Here is a 14,943-nt window from a genome sequence, read left to right as displayed (position 1 = left end):
CTGCTGGAGGCATCTGTGAAACGTCCCGCCCGCTTCAGGGCGTTGTTCGCGCTCGCCGTGATCGCCGCATCCGTGTTCATCGCCGTCACCGTCCCGGTCCGTCTGGGCCTGGATCTGCGGGGCGGCACCCAGATCGTGCTGGAGACCCGTGACTCCGAGACCGTGAAGGCAAACGGGGAGGCCACCGACCGCACCCTGGAGGTGCTGCGCGGGCGCGTCGACGCGCTCGGCGTGGCCGAACCGAGCATCGTCCGCTCCGGTGAGAACCGGATCATCGTCGAGCTGCCCGGCCTGCAGGATCCGCGCCAGGCCGCCGACGTGCTGGGCCGTACCGCCCAGCTCTCCGTCCACCCGGTGCTCGGCGCGGCCGCCGAGGGGGACAAGCCGCAGGAGAAGGGCGAGGAGGTGCTGCCCGACGAGTCGGGTGAGCGGCTCCGGCTGGGCCCGGCGGCGCTGCGCGGCCAGGACGTCGAGGACGCCGAGGCCCTCATCGACCAGCAGACCGGCGCGGGCTGGCACGTCACCGTGGACTTCGAGGACGACAAGGGCTGGGCCAAGCTCACCGGCGAGGCCGCCTGCCACCCGGCGGGTGACCCGCAGCGCCGGGTCGCGATCGTCCTCGACAAGAAGATCATCTCCTCGCCGCAGGTCGACCCGTCCGTGTCCTGCGGTGCGGGCATCACCGGCGGGTCCACGCAGATCACCGGTTCCTTCACCAGTGACGAGGCCAAGGAGCTCGCGCTGCTCGTCAAGGGCGGTGCCCTGCCGGTGCCGGTGGAGACGGTCGAGCAGCGGACCGTCGGCCCGACGCTGGGCGCCGAGGCCATCGAGGCGAGCGCCTGGGCGGCGGTCGTCGGCACCGCCCTCACCGCGATCTTCATCATCGTCGTGTACCGCCTGATGGGTCTCCTGGCCACGCTGGCCCTGGTCTGCTACGGCCTGATCTCCTACGCCGGTCTCGCGGCGCTCGGCGCGACGCTGACCCTGCCCGGTCTGGCCGGTTTCGTGCTGGCCATCGGTATGGCGGTGGACGCCAACGTGCTGGTCTTCGAACGGGCCCGGGAGGAGTACGGCAAACGCAACCGGCCCAGCAGCCGTTCCGCCCTGACCGCCGGCTTCAAGGGCGCCTTCAGCGCCATCGCGGACTCCAACATCACCACGCTGATCGCGGCGGTGCTGCTGTTCCTGCTCGCGTCCGGTCCGGTCAAGGGCTTCGGCGTCACCCTGGGCATCGGTGTCGTCGCGTCCATGGTCAGTGCCCTGGTGATCACCCGGGTGCTGGCCGAGTTCGCCGTGTCCCGCAACTGGGTGCACCGCCGGCCGAAGATCACCGGCCTGGCCTCCATCGGCCGGGTCCGTACCTACCTCACCCGCCGCAACCCCCAGCTGATGCGGCGCCCGCGCCGCTGGCTGGCGGTGTCCGCCGTCGTGCTGGCCGTCGCCGCGGCGGGCATCGTGGTGCGCGGCCTGAACTACGGCGTGGAGTTCACCGGCGGCCGGCTGATCGAGTACTCCACCAGCACCACCGTCGACCCGGACCGGGCCCGCGAGGCACTGGCCGACGCCGGTTTCCCGCAGGCTGTCGTGCAGTCCTCCGGTGACGACAAGCTGACGGTGCGCACCGAGGAGCTGACCAACGCGGAGGCGGTCAAGGTCGCCGACGCCATCGCCGAGGTCGGCGGCGGGGCGGAGAAGGTCCGTGACGAGCTGATCGGTCCGAGCCTCGGTGACGAGCTGCGCCGCAACGCGCTGATCGCGCTCGGTCTGGCGCTCGGTGCCCAGCTGCTGTACCTGGCGTTCCGGTTCCGCTGGATGTTCGGTACCGGCGCGGTCGCGGCGCTGGCGCACGACGTGGTCATCCTCACGGGCATCTTCGCCTGGCTCGGCAAGCCGATCGACGGGGTGTTCCTGGCCGCGCTGCTCACCGTGATCGGCTATTCCGTGAACGACTCCGTGGTGGTCTTCGACCGGATCCGCGAGCTGTGGCGGAAGGACAGCAAGGAACCGTTGGCCCAGGTCACCAACCAGGCGATCCTGCAGACGGTGCCGCGTACGGTCAACACCGGTATCGGTGTGATCTTCATCCTGGCCGCGCTGGCCGTGCTGGGCGGTGACTCGCTCACCGACTTCGCGCTCGCCCTGCTGATCGGCATGCTGGTCGGCACGTACTCGTCGGTTCTGACCGCCTCGCCGCTCGCCATCGAGCTCGAGGCGTTCTCCCATGACGGCAAGGACGGCAAGGGCGGCAAGGGGCGGGGCCGCGGCCGTGGTCACGGTCGTGCCCGCGGCGGTTCCGGCCGGGCCGCGGCCGGCGCCGCGAAGGAGACGGGCCGGGCGGAGGCCGTCGGCAAGGTGAAGTGACCCGTACGGCAGGCCGCCGCCGGTCCCGGTTCCGGGGCCGGCGGCGGCCTGCCGCGCGCTGAGCGCCCGGTGCCGTGCGCGGGGTGCTACGCCGCCGCCGGTGCGCCGCGCCCGTCGCCCGGGCCGTCCGTCGTCGGCCGGTGGGCGAACTGGGTGCGGTACAGCTCGGCGTAGCGGCCGCCGGCGGCCAGCAGGTTCCGGTGGGTGCCGCGTTCCACGATCCGGCCGGCCTCGACGACCAGGATGAGGTCGGCCGTGCGGACGGTGGACAGCCGGTGCGCGATCACCACCGCCGTCCTGCCCTCCAGCGCCTCGGTGAGCGCCTCCTGCACGGCCGCCTCGGAGGTGTTGTCCAGATGGGCGGTCGCCTCGTCGAGGATGACGACCCGCTGGCGGGCCAGCAGCAGCCGCGCGATGGTCATGCGCTGGCGTTCCCCGCCGGAGAGCCGGTAGCCGCGCTCGCCGACCACCGTGTCCAGGCCGTCGGGCAGGGCCCGTACGAGGGTGTCCAGGCGGGCCCTGCGCAGGGCGTCCCACAGGTCGGGTTCGCCCGCGTCCGGCCGGGCGAGCAGCAGGTTGGCGCGGACGCTCTCGTGGAAGAGGTGGCCGTCCTGGGTGACCATGCCGAGGGTGGCGCGCAGTGAGGCGGCGGTCAGGTCGCGGACGTCGACACCGCCCACGCGTACGGCGCCCGAGTCGACGTCGTACAGCCGCGGCAGCAGGGCCGCGACGGTCGACTTGCCGGCGCCGGAGGAGCCGACCAGGGCGACGGTCTGCCCCGGCTCGGCGCGGAAGGAGACGCCGTGCAGGACCTCCTCGCCGCCGCGCGGGTCGAGGGCGGCGACCTCCTCCAGGGAGGCGAGGGAGACCTTGTCGGCGGACGGGTAGCCGAAGCGCACGTCGTCGAACTCGACGGCGACCGGGCCCTCGGGCACCTCGCGCGCGTCGGGCTTCTCCCGGACGATCGGCTCCAGGTCGAGGATCTCGAAGACCCTCTCGAAGCTGACCAGCGCGCTCATCACCTCCACCCGCGCCCCGGCCAGGGAGGTGAGCGGTGCGTACAGCCGGGTCAGCAGCAGGGCCAGTGCCACCACCGCGCCCGGTTCGAGGACGCCGCTGAGCGCGAGCCGGCCGCCGAGGCCGTAGACCAGCGCGAGGGCCAGGGCCGAGACGAGGGTCAGCGCGGTGATGAACACCGTCTGTGCCGTGGCCGTACGGACGCCGATGTCGCGGACCCTGCGGGCGCGCGCCGCGAACTCCCGCGATTCCTCCTCCGGGCGGCCGAACAGTTTCACCAGGGTGGCGCCGGGGGCGGAGAACCGCTCGGTCATCCGGGTGCCCATGGCCGCGTTGAGGGCGGCGGCCTCGCGCTGCAGGGCGGCCATGCGGCGGCCCATCCGCCGGGCCGGGACGACGAACACCGGCAGCAGCACCAGCGCCAGCAGGGTGATCTGCCAGGACAGGGTGAGCATCACCGCGAGGGCGAGCACCAGGGTGACCACGTTGCCGACCACCGTCGACAGGGTGTTGCTGAAGGCCCGTTGGGCGCCGATGACGTCGTTGTTGAGACGGGAGACGAGCGCTCCGGTCCGGGTGCGGGTGAAGAACGCGACGGGCATGCGCTGCACATGGTCGAACACCGCTGTCCGCAGGTCGAGGATGAGTTCCTCGCCGAGCGCCGCCGACAGCCTCCGGCCCAGGACGCCGAGGGCGGCCTCCACGACCGCGATCAGCGCGATGAGCAGCGCCAGGCGGACGACGGCGTCCCCGTCGCCGCCGGACACGATCGTGTCCACCACCTGTCCGGCGAGCACGGGGGTGGCGACGGCGAGTGCCGCGGTCGCCGTGCCGAGCAGCACGAACAGGGTGATCCGGCGGCGGTGCGGGCGGGCGAAGGCGGCGATGCGGCGCAGCGTCTCCCGCGTCACGGGACGGTGTTCGTCCTCGGCGGTCATGACGCTGCGCAGTTGTGTCCACGCTGTGGTCTCCATGCTCATGCCTGCGAAGGTAGGACCTCGACCTTGATTGAGGTCAAGGATGCGCCGTCCTTCACGCCGCGCGGTGCCCGTGCGGCCGGGTGCTCGCGCACGGGCCCGAGCCGCCCTCCGTGGTACGAACGGCCCCGCGGGATACGGCAGGATGAGCGATCGCGCCGACCGCAGGCCGGGCGGCCGGCCCGCCCTACATCCCGTTGACCTCGAGCAGGTGACCACGTGACACGACTTCACATACCCCCGTCGGACCGGGAATTCGCCGGAGGTGAGCGGTGACCCGCTCGCTCACCATGGACGATCTGGTGCTCGCCGGCATCGCCCTCGCCGCCGGCCTGCTGGCGGCGTTCCTGCTCCGCATGCTGCTGCGCTGGCTCGGCCGGCACGCCGAGCGCACCACCTGGCGCGGGGACGACGTCCTGGTGGACTCCCTGCGCATGATCGTGCCGTGGGCGGCGGTCGCGGCCGGCATGGCCGCCGCGGCGGCGGCGCTGCCGCTGACCCGGACCGTCCAGCACAACGTCAACCAGGTGCTGACCCTGCTGGTCATCTTCGCCGCCACGGTGTCGGCCGCCCGGGTGGTGGCGGGCCTCGTGCGCTCGGTCACCCAGGCCCGCTCCGGTGTCGCCGGGTCGGCGACCATCTTCGTGAACATCACCAGGATCCTGGTCCTCGCGATCGGCTTCCTGGTCGGCCTGCAGACGCTGGGCATCTCCATCGCCCCGCTGCTCACCGCCCTGGGCGTCGGCGGTCTGGCGGTCGCGCTGGCGCTCCAGGACACGCTCGCCAACCTCTTCGCGGGCATCCACATCCTCGCCTCCAAGACCGTGCAGCCCGGTGACTACATCCAGCTGAGCAGCGGCGAGGAGGGCTACGTCGAGGACATCAACTGGCGTCAGACGACCGTCCGCAACCTGTCCAACAACCTGGTGGTCATCCCGAACGCGCAGCTCGCCAAGACGAACATGACCAACTTCATGCGTCCCGAGCAGCAGCTGACCATCCTGGTGCAGGCCGGGGTGTCGTACGACAGCGACCTGGAGCAGGTGGAGCGGGTGACGAAGGAGGTCGTCGCCGAGGTCATGACGGGGATCACCGGCGCGGTGCCGGAGCACGAGCCCGCGGTGCGCTTCCACACCTTCGGGGACTCACGCATCGGGTTCACGGTGATCCTGGGCGTGGGCGAGTTCAGCGACCAGTACCGGATCAAGCACGAGTTCATCAAGCGGCTGCACCGCCGCTACCGCGAGGAGGGCATCCGCATCCCCTCCCCCGCCCGTACGGTGGCGATCCAGCAGGGCGCGGTGATGTTCCCCCAGCAGCGCGCCCCGGAGTCCGCGCCGGACGACATGACCGTCACCCGGCCGGTCTGAGGACCTTCCGGGCCCGCTCCCGCCACGGCCGCACGACCGGGTGGCGGGAGATCGCCCGGAACTCGGCGTGGACCCCTGTCGAGCCGGACGCCGTCACAAGATATCTTGATGTCGAGCAATGTTGCAGACGTGGAGCGGAGCACCCGGTGACTGACTCGACCATCATCTATACGCACACTGACGAGGCCCCGGCCCTGGCGACGTATTCCTTCCTGCCGGTGGTCCAGGCGTACGCCTCGCAGGCGGGTGTCGCCGTGGAGACGCGGGACATCTCGCTGGCCGGGCGGATCATCGCCGTGTTCCCGGAGTACCTGACCGAGGACCAGCGCATTCCGGACGCCCTCGCCGAGCTCGGTGAGCTGGCGAAGACGCCCGCGGCCAACATCATCAAGCTGCCGAACATCTCGGCCTCGATCCCCCAGCTCAAGGCCGCGGTCGCCGAGCTGCAGGGCCAGGGCTACGCGCTTCCGGACTACCCGGACGACCCGAAGACCGACGAGGAGCGCGAGATCCGCGCCCGCTACGACAAGATCAAGGGTTCCGCCGTGAACCCGGTCCTGCGTGAGGGCAACTCCGACCGCCGCGCCCCCGCCTCGGTGAAGAACTACGCCAAGAACCACCCGCACCGCATGGGCGCCTGGACCGCCGAGTCCAGGACCAACGTCGCCACCATGGGCGCGGACGACTTCCGCTCCACCGAGAAGTCGGTCGTCATCGCCGAGGACGGCGCGCTGCGCATCGAGCTCAAGGGCGACGACGGCTCCACCACCGTGCTGCGCGAGTCCGTGCCCGTCCTCAAGGACGAGGTCGTCGACGCCTCCGTGATGCGCGTCGGCGCGCTGCGCGAGTTCCTGACCGCGCAGGTCGCCCGCGCCAAGCAGGAGGGCGTGCTCTTCTCGGTGCACCTGAAGGCCACGATGATGAAGGTCTCGGACCCGATCGTCTTCGGCCACGTGGTGCGCGCCTTCTTCCCGAAGACGTTCGCCCGGTACGGCGACAAGCTCGCCGCGGCCGGCCTCTCCCCGAACGACGGCCTGGGCGGCATCTACAAGGGCCTGGAGTCCCTGCCCGAGGGCGCGGAGATCAAGGCGTCCTTCGACGCGGAGCTCGCCGAGGGCCCGGAGCTGGCGATGGTCGACTCCGACAAGGGCATCACCAACCTGCACGTCCCCTCGGACGTCATCGTCGACGCGTCCATGCCGGCCATGATCCGCACCTCCGGTCACATGTGGGGCCCCGACGGCCAGGAGGCCGACACCCTCGCCGTCCTGCCGGACTCCAGCTACGCGGGTGTCTACCAGGCCGTGATCGAGGACTGCCGGGCCAACGGCGCCTACGACCCGTCGACCATGGGCTCGGTGCCCAACGTCGGTCTGATGGCGCAGAAGGCCGAGGAGTACGGCAGCCACGACAAGACCTTCGAGATCCCCGTCACGGGCACGGTCCGCCTGGTCGACGCGGACGGCAACGCCGTCATCGAGCAGGCCGTCTCCGCCGGTGACATCTTCCGCGCCTGCCAGACGAAGGACGCCCCGATCCGCGACTGGGTGAAGCTGGCCGTCACCCGTGCCCGCGCCACCGGCGACCCGGCGGTGTTCTGGCTGGACGCCACCCGCGCCCACGACGCCAACCTGATCGCCAAGGTCGAGCAGTACCTCCAGGAGCACGACACCGAGGGCCTGGACATCCGCGTCCTCGCGCCCGTCGAGGCGACCAAGCTGTCGGTGGAGCGCATCCGCCGCGGCGAGAACACCATCTCGGTGACCGGCAACGTGCTGCGTGACTACCTCACCGACCTGTTCCCGATCCTGGAGCTGGGCACCAGCGCCAAGATGCTGTCGGTCGTCCCGCTGATGGCGGGCGGCGGCCTGTTCGAGACGGGCGCGGGCGGCTCGGCGCCGAAGCACGTGCAGCAGCTCGTCAAGGAGAACTACCTGCGCTGGGACTCGCTCGGTGAGTTCTTCGCGCTGGTGCCGTCGCTGGAGCAGTACGCCGAGGCCACGGGCAACGCCCGCGCCAAGGTCCTGGCCGACACCCTGGACCGCGCCACGGCGACGTTCCTCAACGAGGACAAGTCCCCGACCCGCCGGGTCGGCGGCATCGACAACCGCGGCAGCCACTTCTACCTGTCCCTGTACTGGGCGCGTGAGCTCGCCGCGCAGACCGACGACGCGGACCTGGCGAAGGCCTTCGCCCCGCTCGCCGAGACGCTCGGCGCCAATGAGGCGGTCATCGTCGAGGAGCTGAACGCCGTCCAGGGCAAGCCGGCCGAGATCGGCGGCTACTACCAGCCCGACCCGGCCAAGGCCGCCGAGGTCATGCGCCCGTCCACCACGTGGAACGAGGCGCTGGCGTCCCTGAGCTGACGCTCGCAGCAGGGCGGATCCGCCCCGGCCGGCACCGCGCCCGGCCGGGGCGGATCCGCGTTCGCGGCCCGCGCGACGGGTCACCAGTCGCGCGGGGCGATCAGTTCCTCGACGTCGGCGTCGGCGAAGCCGTACGCCCGGGCGACGAAGCGGAATTCCCCGCCGATCCCGTCCCGGGCCACCGTGTCGATCTCGCTGCCGGCCGCCCCGAACTCGTCCTGGAGAGCGTTGAACTCCTCGGTGGCGGCGTGGGTGAGCGCGTACAGCCCGGCCAGGTCCGCGGGGCGGTCCGCCTCGATGCGTGCGCACAGGGCGAGCAGGATCGCCCGGCCCCGGTCCACCACGTGGTCGGGGTAGTAGTCGCTCCGGTACAGGGCCCGCAGGAACGGGCGGCCGGTCACGTACGCGTTGCTGATCGGCACGAGGGTCCTTCGCTGTCGGCGTTGTCAGTGGCATGTGGCACCTTGATCCTTCCGTGCACCACTGACAACGCTCCCGGAGCAGCCGCATGACCGATGTCACGCCGTTGACCGATGTCCCGCCGTCCTTCGCGTTCCTTCCCGGCGACGCCGACTCCCCCGTGATCCTCCACGTCCCGCACTCGGCGCGGCAGATACCCGCCGACGTCCGGCCCGGGATCGTGCTCGACGACGCCGCTCTGGAGCGGGAACTGGACCACATCACCGACTCGCACACCGCGTCGATCGCCGAGGCGGCGGCCCGGGCGGCCGGTGTCGTGCCGTGGCGGTTCGTGAACCGGCTGTCGCGGCTGGTCGTCGATCCGGAGCGGTTCCCGGACGAGCGCGAGGAGATGCTGTCCGCCGGCATGGGCGCGGTCTACACACGGACCACGCACAAGGACGTGCTGCGGCCCGACGGGTTCGACGCCAAGCCGCTGGTCGAGCGGTACTTCCGGCCGTACGCGCGGGCGATGACGGAGGCGGTCGCCGGGCGGCTCGCGGCGACCGGGCGGGCCGTGATCATCGACGTGCACTCGTACCCGAGCGCGCCGCTGCCCTACGAACTGCACGGCGACGGGCCGCGGCCGGAGATCTGCCTGGGCACCGACTCCTTCCACACCCCGCCCGCGCTCCTGGACGCGGCCCGGGAGGCGTTCGCCCCGTGCGGGGAGACGGGGCTGGACAGCCCGTTCGCCGGCACGTACGTGCCGCTGGAGTTCTTCGGGAAGCGTGCCGAGGTGTCCGCGCTGATGGTGGAGATCCGCCGGGACACCTACATGACCGAACCGGGCGGCGCCCCGCACGAGGGCCTGTCCCCCCTCGCCTCGGCACTCGCCGCCCTCGTCGACGCGGTTTCCGGCTGACGCCCGGCGCCGCGGCGGTCCGTGCGCCGCGGGGCCCGGTCACCGGGCCCCGCCCGGATGCCCCCGTAGGGGCGTCTCCGGCTGCGGCCCGTCCGGGCCGCGGCCCGTGGGAGGCCGGACGAGGCGGTCACACCTCCGCCACCGGAGGGGTCAGGCGCGGAGCCATTCCGTGGTGACCACCTCGTCGCCGGCGCGCAGGCGCAGCGCGAAAGGGCCGGCGGGGGTGGTGTCCGCGGCGAAGCGGCCCATGTCGTCGGCGGTGAGCGCCGCGGTCGTCCGCGGGCCGCCGAGTACCTCGATGCGGGCCGGCTGGGGCGGCAGCACCTGACCCATCAGGCCCTGCGCGCTCACCTCCACGTCCAGCGTCACCCCGCCCGCGCTGAACGTCAGCATGCGCGGCACGTCCGTCGCTCCCCTGACCGGGATGGCGTCGACCAGCGAGTCGAAGGTCAGCTCGGCGACGCGGGCGTCGAGGTCGTACAACGCGTAGGCGTCGACGGCGCTCTGCAGCAGGGCGGGAGGCAGCGGGTCCAGGACGGCCGCCGCCTGCCGGAGTTCCTCCTCCAGCAGCCCGGTGTCGAAGCCGTCGTCCCATCCCGCGCCGTCGTTCGCGCCGTTCGTGTCGTTCGTGTCGTTCTTGTCGCTCACGTCGCCCCCCGTGCCTCGAGCCGGGCCCGCAGCCGGCGCAGACAGCGCTGGCGCAGCGGCCCGATGCTGCCCACCGCGATGTCGAGCGCGGCGGACACCTCCTGATAACTGGGCGGCGGCGAGGCGATCAGCACGCGGAGCAACTGCCTGCACCGCTCGCCGAGTTCCTCGAACTCCTGCCACAACCGCCGCACGCTCTCGCTCCGCGCCTCCGCTTCCTCCGCCTCCAGCAGCGACTGCTCCGGCGAGCCGTCCTCGCTGACCCGGTCCAGCAGGTGCGGATCGTCCGTCAGCATCAGCCGTCGCGCGTTCCTGTGCACCTTCAGGCACTCGTGGCGCGCGGTGCTGGCCAGCCAGGAGCCCGCCTTCTCCGGTTCCCGGATCCGCCCCAGATGCTGGGCGAACCTGAACCACACGGTCTGGCACACCTCGTGCGCGTCGGCGTCGGAGAGCCGGTGCGCGCGCACCACGGACCACACCAGCGGGCCCAGCCCTTCCACGATCGCCTTCCAGGCCGCCGCGTCACCGTCGACAGCGGACCGGACCAACGCGCCGACTTCCCTGTGCTCCACGGTCCCACCCCTCGTGTACGGCACGTCATCGTACGCCGCGGAGGGGACGACTCCGGTCCTCACGCCCGGGCCACGGGCGGTGACACCCGCACCGGGCGCCAGGTGGGCGGAAGCAGGGCGGGCACGTGCGACCCGCGGACCTCGGCGAACTCCGTGGTGGCGTCCATGAGCCGCCGTCGCGCCGTGCGGGGGTCGGTCTCCGCCCGCGCGGTCATGTGGGCGGCGATCATGCCGACGGCGACGGGGGTGGCGAACGAGGTACCGCTCCACTGGGCGAGTCCCTCGAACATCACCTGGTCCGGCTTGGCGGGGCCGCCGTCCTCGCTCAGCACCCCGTTGTGGCGCGGGTGGAGGCAGGTGCAGGGGTAGGTGAAGCCGTAGCGGCAGGCGTCGTACGTGGAGTGCTGGTACACGTACGGGACGGGGGTGTCGAAGCCGGTGAGGGCGCTGGTGAGGCGCTCGCCGGGCGCGTACGCCTTCACCCAGCCGCCGTGGTTGCTGAAGCAGGCGCCGTACTCGCCGTCACCGCGCAGGGCGCCGACGGACAGCACGGCGTCCTCGTAGCCGGGCAGGTCCGCGTAGGCGGCGGGCCAGAAGGGCGTGGCGCTGCCGTTGTTCCCGGCGGCGGCGACCAGCAGGGTGCGCTGTGCGCGCAGTTCGCGCATGAAGGCGTCGACCCCGAGGAGGCCGTCGGTGCGGCCGTTGGAGGTCCCGGCGGAGAGGCTGATGACGTCGGGCCAGCCGCCCTCGTCGACCGCCTCGAAGAGCTTCTCGCCGAACTCGGACTCCAGGACGGCCCCCGCGTCGTTGAGCGTGCCGCGCACGGTGATGTCGGTGTTGGGGGCGACCGCGGCGACGAGTCCGGCGATGAACGTGCCGTGGCCGCAGTACTGCTGGAGGATGCCGTCGCCGTCGCACTCGGCGACCTGGGCGTCGCCGCGGGTGTGGGCGAGCAGCGGGTAGGAGCCGTGGTCGTGCATGAGGCCGGTGTCGATGACGAGGACGCCGACGGCGCTGTCCGGGTCGTGGTCGCCCTCGGCGGCGCCCGGATTGGGCGGTGTGCCGGGCGCCACGGGCACGGGTTCGTCGCCGGGGCAGGCGTTGACGGCGATCGACACCACGTGGTTGCGGCTGATCATCCGGTGTCCCGCGCGGCCCTCGGTCGCCGAGAGGGCGCGCAGCGCGCCCGCCACCGCGGGGTCGCCGCTGCCGTCGCCCCGGCCCGGGTCGGCGACCTGGATGCGGGTGATGCCGGAGCGGTTGGTCTCGGGGCCCGCGCGGCGCACGTGGTCCGGTGCGAGTCCGGCGAAGGTGGTGAAGTGCTGCCGCACCGTGTCCTCGACGACGCGGGCCTCCTCCCCGTCGCGGGCGAGGACGACGCCCTTCTCGTAGAGGAACTCGCCCGCGTCGTCCGGACCGATCGCGAGGGGGACGTCGGGCATGGAACGCTGGATCTGCGCGAACTGCTCACGGAATCGCTGTGGTGCCATGGCGGGTCCTCCACTCGGGTGGCGCGGCCGGGGCCGCGGAGCTCTCCTGAAGGAGAGCCGATGGACGTCCTTTTGATACAACATCACATCTGTGGGGCGTGGTCGCGGAGCACTACCATCGTGGGGTGACAGCCGGAAGCGACTCGGTGCTGGAACTGCTGCCGATGGTGTTCGCCGCACCGGGTGAGGCGCTGGCGGGGGCCGAAGAGGTCCTGCGCGGCCGTCCCGCGCCGCTGCACGCCTCCGTCGCCCATCAGGTGATCGGCATCTGGCAGCGGGACTTCGGCGACATGCGGCTCGCCCTGAGCCATCTGCGGCGGGCGCGGGCCTGGGCGGCACGCGCGGAGTCGGCGGAGCGGGAGGCGGACGTCCTCGCCACGCTCGGGGTGGCGCTGGTGCACGCGGGACGCACCCGGCAGGGCATGGACGCCCTGCGCCGGGGTGTCGAGCGCGGCAGCGGGCACACCCGCGCGCGGGTGCTGTTCCGGCTGGCGTACTCGTGGTGGGTGCTGGGCCACCACAGGGAGGCGCTGGAGGACGTACGGCGGGCGATTCCCGTACTGCGGCAGGCCGATGACGTCATCTGGACGGCGCGCGCGCTGACGCTGCGGGCGACGGTGCACCTCGCGCTCGGTTCGGTGGACCGGGCGGACTCCGACTTCGCCGCGGCGGAGGCCCTCTGGGAGACCACCGGCCAGGAGCACGACAAGGCGGACTCCGTGGAGAGCCGGGGCCTGGCTGCGTTCCGCGCGGGTGACGTCCCGGTCGCGCTGCGCCTGCTCGACGAGGCGGAGGAACGGTACGCCAAGCTGGGCACGCCCACGTTCATGCTGAGCATCCGGCGCTGCGAGGTGCTGATGGCGGCGGGGCTGGCGGCGGAGGCGCTGGCCGAGGCGGACACCGCGCTGGACGCGCTGGACGGGATCGGCGGGCAGTCGACGCGCAGGGCGGAGCTGCTGCTGGCCGCGGCGCGGGCGGCCCGGCTGGCGGACGAGCCGGGGACGGCGATCGCGCGGGCGGCGCTGGCGGTGCGGCTGTTCGCGGGGCAGCGGCGCACCTGGTGGGAGGCGCACGCCCGGCTGGTGCTGATCGGGGCCCGGCACGCGGCGGGGCGCGGTTCGGGCCGGCTGGTCGCGGACGCGGCGGCGGTGGCGGAGCAGTTGGTCGCGCTGGGCGCTCCGGCGGCGCCCGAGGCGTCGCTGCTGGCGGGCCGGATCGCGCTGGACCTCGGCTGGACGGCGGACGCGGAGCGGCATCTGGCGGCCGCCGCGCGCAGCCGGCGCGGCGGGCCGCCGCTCGCGCGGATGACGGGCTGGGCGGCCCAGGCGCTGCGCGCGCAGGCCGCCGGTTCCCCGCGCGGAGTGCTGGAGGCGTGCCGGCGCGGTCTGGACGTGCTCGACGACCACCGGATGACGCTGGGCGCCTCCGAGCTGCGGGCCCGGGCCACCGCGCAGGGCGCCGAGCTGGCCGCGCTCGCGCAGAAGGCCGGCATGGTCTCGGGCGGGCCGCGGCGGCTGCTGGTGTGGAGCGAGCGCTGGCGGGCCACCGCCCTGTCGGCGCCGCCCACCCGTCCCCCGGCCGACCCCGCGCTGCTCAGCGACATGACGGCCTACCGGGAGATCGCCGCCCGCGCGGAGGAATCCCGGATGGAGGGCAGGCCCGTGCCGGCCCTGGAGCGGGAACAGCGGCGCCTGGAACGGGAGATCCGGTCCCGGACCCTGCACATGCGGGGTGCGGCTCCGGACGGCGGGGACCGCTTCGACGCCGGCCGGCTGCTGGCGCGGCTGGGTGAGGACGTACGGCTGGTGGAGCTGGCCGTGCTCGACGGGCGGGTGCAGGTCCTGCTGTGCGGGCGGGGCAGGGTGCGCAGGTTCGAGGCGGGGCTGCTGGCGGCGGCCGAGACGGAGGCGGAGCACGTACAGGCGGGGTTGCGGCGGCTGGCCCATCCGGGGGCGCAGGCGCGGCTGCCGGTGGTGGAGGCGGCCGGCCGGCGGCTGGAGGAGTTGCTGCTGGGTCCGGCCGCGGCGCACCTCGGGGACGGGCCGGTGGTGATCGTGCCGCCCGGGCGGCTGCACCGGGTGCCGTGGGCGCTGCTTCCGTCGCTGCGGGAGCGGGTGCTGAGCGTGTCGCCGTCGGCGAGCAGCTGGCTGCGGGCGAAGGAGACGGCGCCGCCGCGCGGGGGCCGCCAGGTGCTGGTGCGTGGTCCGGGCCTGGCGACGGGCGGCGCGGAGGTGCCGGAACTGGCGGGCCGCTACGGCGGTGCGACGGTTTTGGAGCACGAGGACGCGACGGTTCCGCGGGTGCTGACGGAGCTGGACGGGGCGGTGCTGGCGCACATCGCCGCGCACGGTGCGTTCCGCGCGGACGGGCCGCTGTTCTCGTCCCTGCGGATGGCCGACGGTCCGCTGATCGTGCACGATTTCGAGCGGCTGGACCGCAGTCCGTACCGGATCATCCTGTCGTGCTGCGACACGGCCCGCTTCGCCTCGGTCGGCGCGGACGAACTCCTCGGCCTGGTCACGGCGTTGCTGCCGCTGGGCACGGCGGGGGTGGTGGCGTGCAGCGCGCCGGTCAACGACGCGGCGGTCGTGCCGCTGATGCTCGCCCTGCACGAGGGCCTGGACCGGGGGCTCTCCCTGGCGGAGGCGTTGCGCGACGCCCGCGGCGCGCTGCCGCGGGACGCGTTGCACCGGGCGACGGGGTGGGCGTTCACCGCGTTCGGGGCGGCGTGAACCCGGTGGTCGGCGGTGGCCACGCGCGACGGCGTGACGAAGGGAGCCGCACCGGATGATTCCGGTGCGGCTCCCTGTCGACTTCC

The 14,943-nt window shown here is 73.1% G+C and carries 10 protein-coding genes; 5 read left to right on the top strand and 5 right to left on the bottom strand.

Annotated features, from left to right (window positions below; genetic code table 11):
* Nucleotides 1–15: 15 nt before the first annotated feature.
* A complete protein-coding gene (gene secD / locus IE172_RS31300) occupies nucleotides 16–2,361 on the top strand; it encodes a protein translocase subunit SecD (protein ID WP_190100711.1) in 2,346 nt (781 codons plus the stop codon).
* An 86-nt stretch (nucleotides 2,362–2,447) separates the two neighbouring features.
* Here the strand turns inward: secD and IE172_RS31295 are convergent, their stop codons facing one another.
* Nucleotides 2,448–4,352, bottom strand: coding sequence for an ABC transporter ATP-binding protein (locus IE172_RS31295; RefSeq protein ID WP_190100750.1), 1,905 nt, complete (start codon nucleotides 4,350–4,352; stop codon nucleotides 2,448–2,450).
* Between the two features lie 275 nt (nucleotides 4,353–4,627).
* On the opposite strand from IE172_RS31295, the gene IE172_RS31290 reads away from it, so the two are divergent.
* Nucleotides 4,628–5,725, top strand: a complete 1,098-nt coding sequence (locus tag IE172_RS31290) for a mechanosensitive ion channel family protein (RefSeq protein WP_190100710.1) — start codon at nucleotides 4,628–4,630, stop codon at nucleotides 5,723–5,725.
* Nucleotides 5,726–5,871: 146 nt separating this feature from the next.
* Complete coding sequence (locus tag IE172_RS31285) at nucleotides 5,872–8,091, top strand: NADP-dependent isocitrate dehydrogenase (protein ID WP_190100709.1); 2,220 nt, start codon at nucleotides 5,872–5,874, stop codon at nucleotides 8,089–8,091.
* 80 nt (nucleotides 8,092–8,171) lie between these two features.
* On the opposite strand, the gene IE172_RS31280 is transcribed toward IE172_RS31285, so the two are convergent.
* Complete coding sequence (locus tag IE172_RS31280) at nucleotides 8,172–8,513, bottom strand: DUF5713 family protein (RefSeq protein WP_190100708.1); 342 nt, start codon at nucleotides 8,511–8,513, stop codon at nucleotides 8,172–8,174.
* 104 nt (nucleotides 8,514–8,617) lie between these two features.
* On the opposite strand from IE172_RS31280, the gene IE172_RS31275 reads away from it, so the two are divergent.
* A complete protein-coding gene (locus IE172_RS31275) occupies nucleotides 8,618–9,415 on the top strand; it encodes an N-formylglutamate amidohydrolase (protein WP_190100749.1) in 798 nt (265 codons plus the stop codon).
* 150 nt (nucleotides 9,416–9,565) lie between these two features.
* Here the strand turns inward: IE172_RS31275 and IE172_RS31270 are convergent, their stop codons facing one another.
* The 3 genes from IE172_RS31270 to IE172_RS31260 are packed head-to-tail and all read right to left on the bottom strand — an operon-like array spanning nucleotide 9,566 to nucleotide 12,125.
* A complete protein-coding gene (locus IE172_RS31270) occupies nucleotides 9,566–10,063 on the bottom strand; it encodes a hypothetical protein (RefSeq protein WP_190100707.1) in 498 nt (165 codons plus the stop codon).
* Nucleotides 10,060–10,635, bottom strand: a complete 576-nt coding sequence (locus tag IE172_RS31265; protein WP_190100706.1) for an RNA polymerase sigma factor — start codon at nucleotides 10,633–10,635, stop codon at nucleotides 10,060–10,062. The genes IE172_RS31270 and IE172_RS31265 overlap by 4 nt, the downstream gene beginning before the upstream one ends.
* A gap of 59 nt (nucleotides 10,636–10,694) precedes the next feature.
* Nucleotides 10,695–12,125 carry a S8/S53 family peptidase gene (locus IE172_RS31260; RefSeq protein ID WP_190100705.1) on the bottom strand — a complete coding sequence of 477 codons (1,431 nt, stop codon included), beginning with the start codon at nucleotides 12,123–12,125 and terminating at the stop codon, nucleotides 10,695–10,697.
* 164 nt (nucleotides 12,126–12,289) lie between these two features.
* Between IE172_RS31260 and IE172_RS31255 the strand changes: the two genes are divergently transcribed.
* Nucleotides 12,290–14,857, top strand: a complete 2,568-nt coding sequence (locus IE172_RS31255; RefSeq protein ID WP_190100748.1) for a CHAT domain-containing protein — start codon at nucleotides 12,290–12,292, stop codon at nucleotides 14,855–14,857.
* Nucleotides 14,858–14,943 lie beyond the last annotated feature (86 nt).

The organism is Streptomyces griseoflavus (genome assembly GCF_014649995.1).
Classification (GTDB): Bacteria; Actinomycetota; Actinomycetes; order Streptomycetales; family Streptomycetaceae; genus Streptomyces; species Streptomyces griseoflavus.
This window is presented reverse-complemented; position numbering and strand designations above follow the sequence as displayed.

What these genes read in the sequence shown, in the direction of transcription:
- IE172_RS31295 (WP_190100750.1), bottom strand. Translation starts at nt 4,352, where the DNA reads ATGGAGACCACAGCGTGGACACAACTGCGCAGCGTCATGACCGCCGAG.
- IE172_RS31260 (WP_190100705.1), bottom strand. Translation starts at nt 12,125, where the DNA reads ATGGCACCACAGCGATTCCGTGAGCAGTTCGCGCAGATCCAGCGTTCC.
- IE172_RS31255 (WP_190100748.1), top strand. Translation starts at nt 12,290, where the DNA reads ATGGTGTTCGCCGCACCGGGTGAGGCGCTGGCGGGGGCCGAAGAGGTC.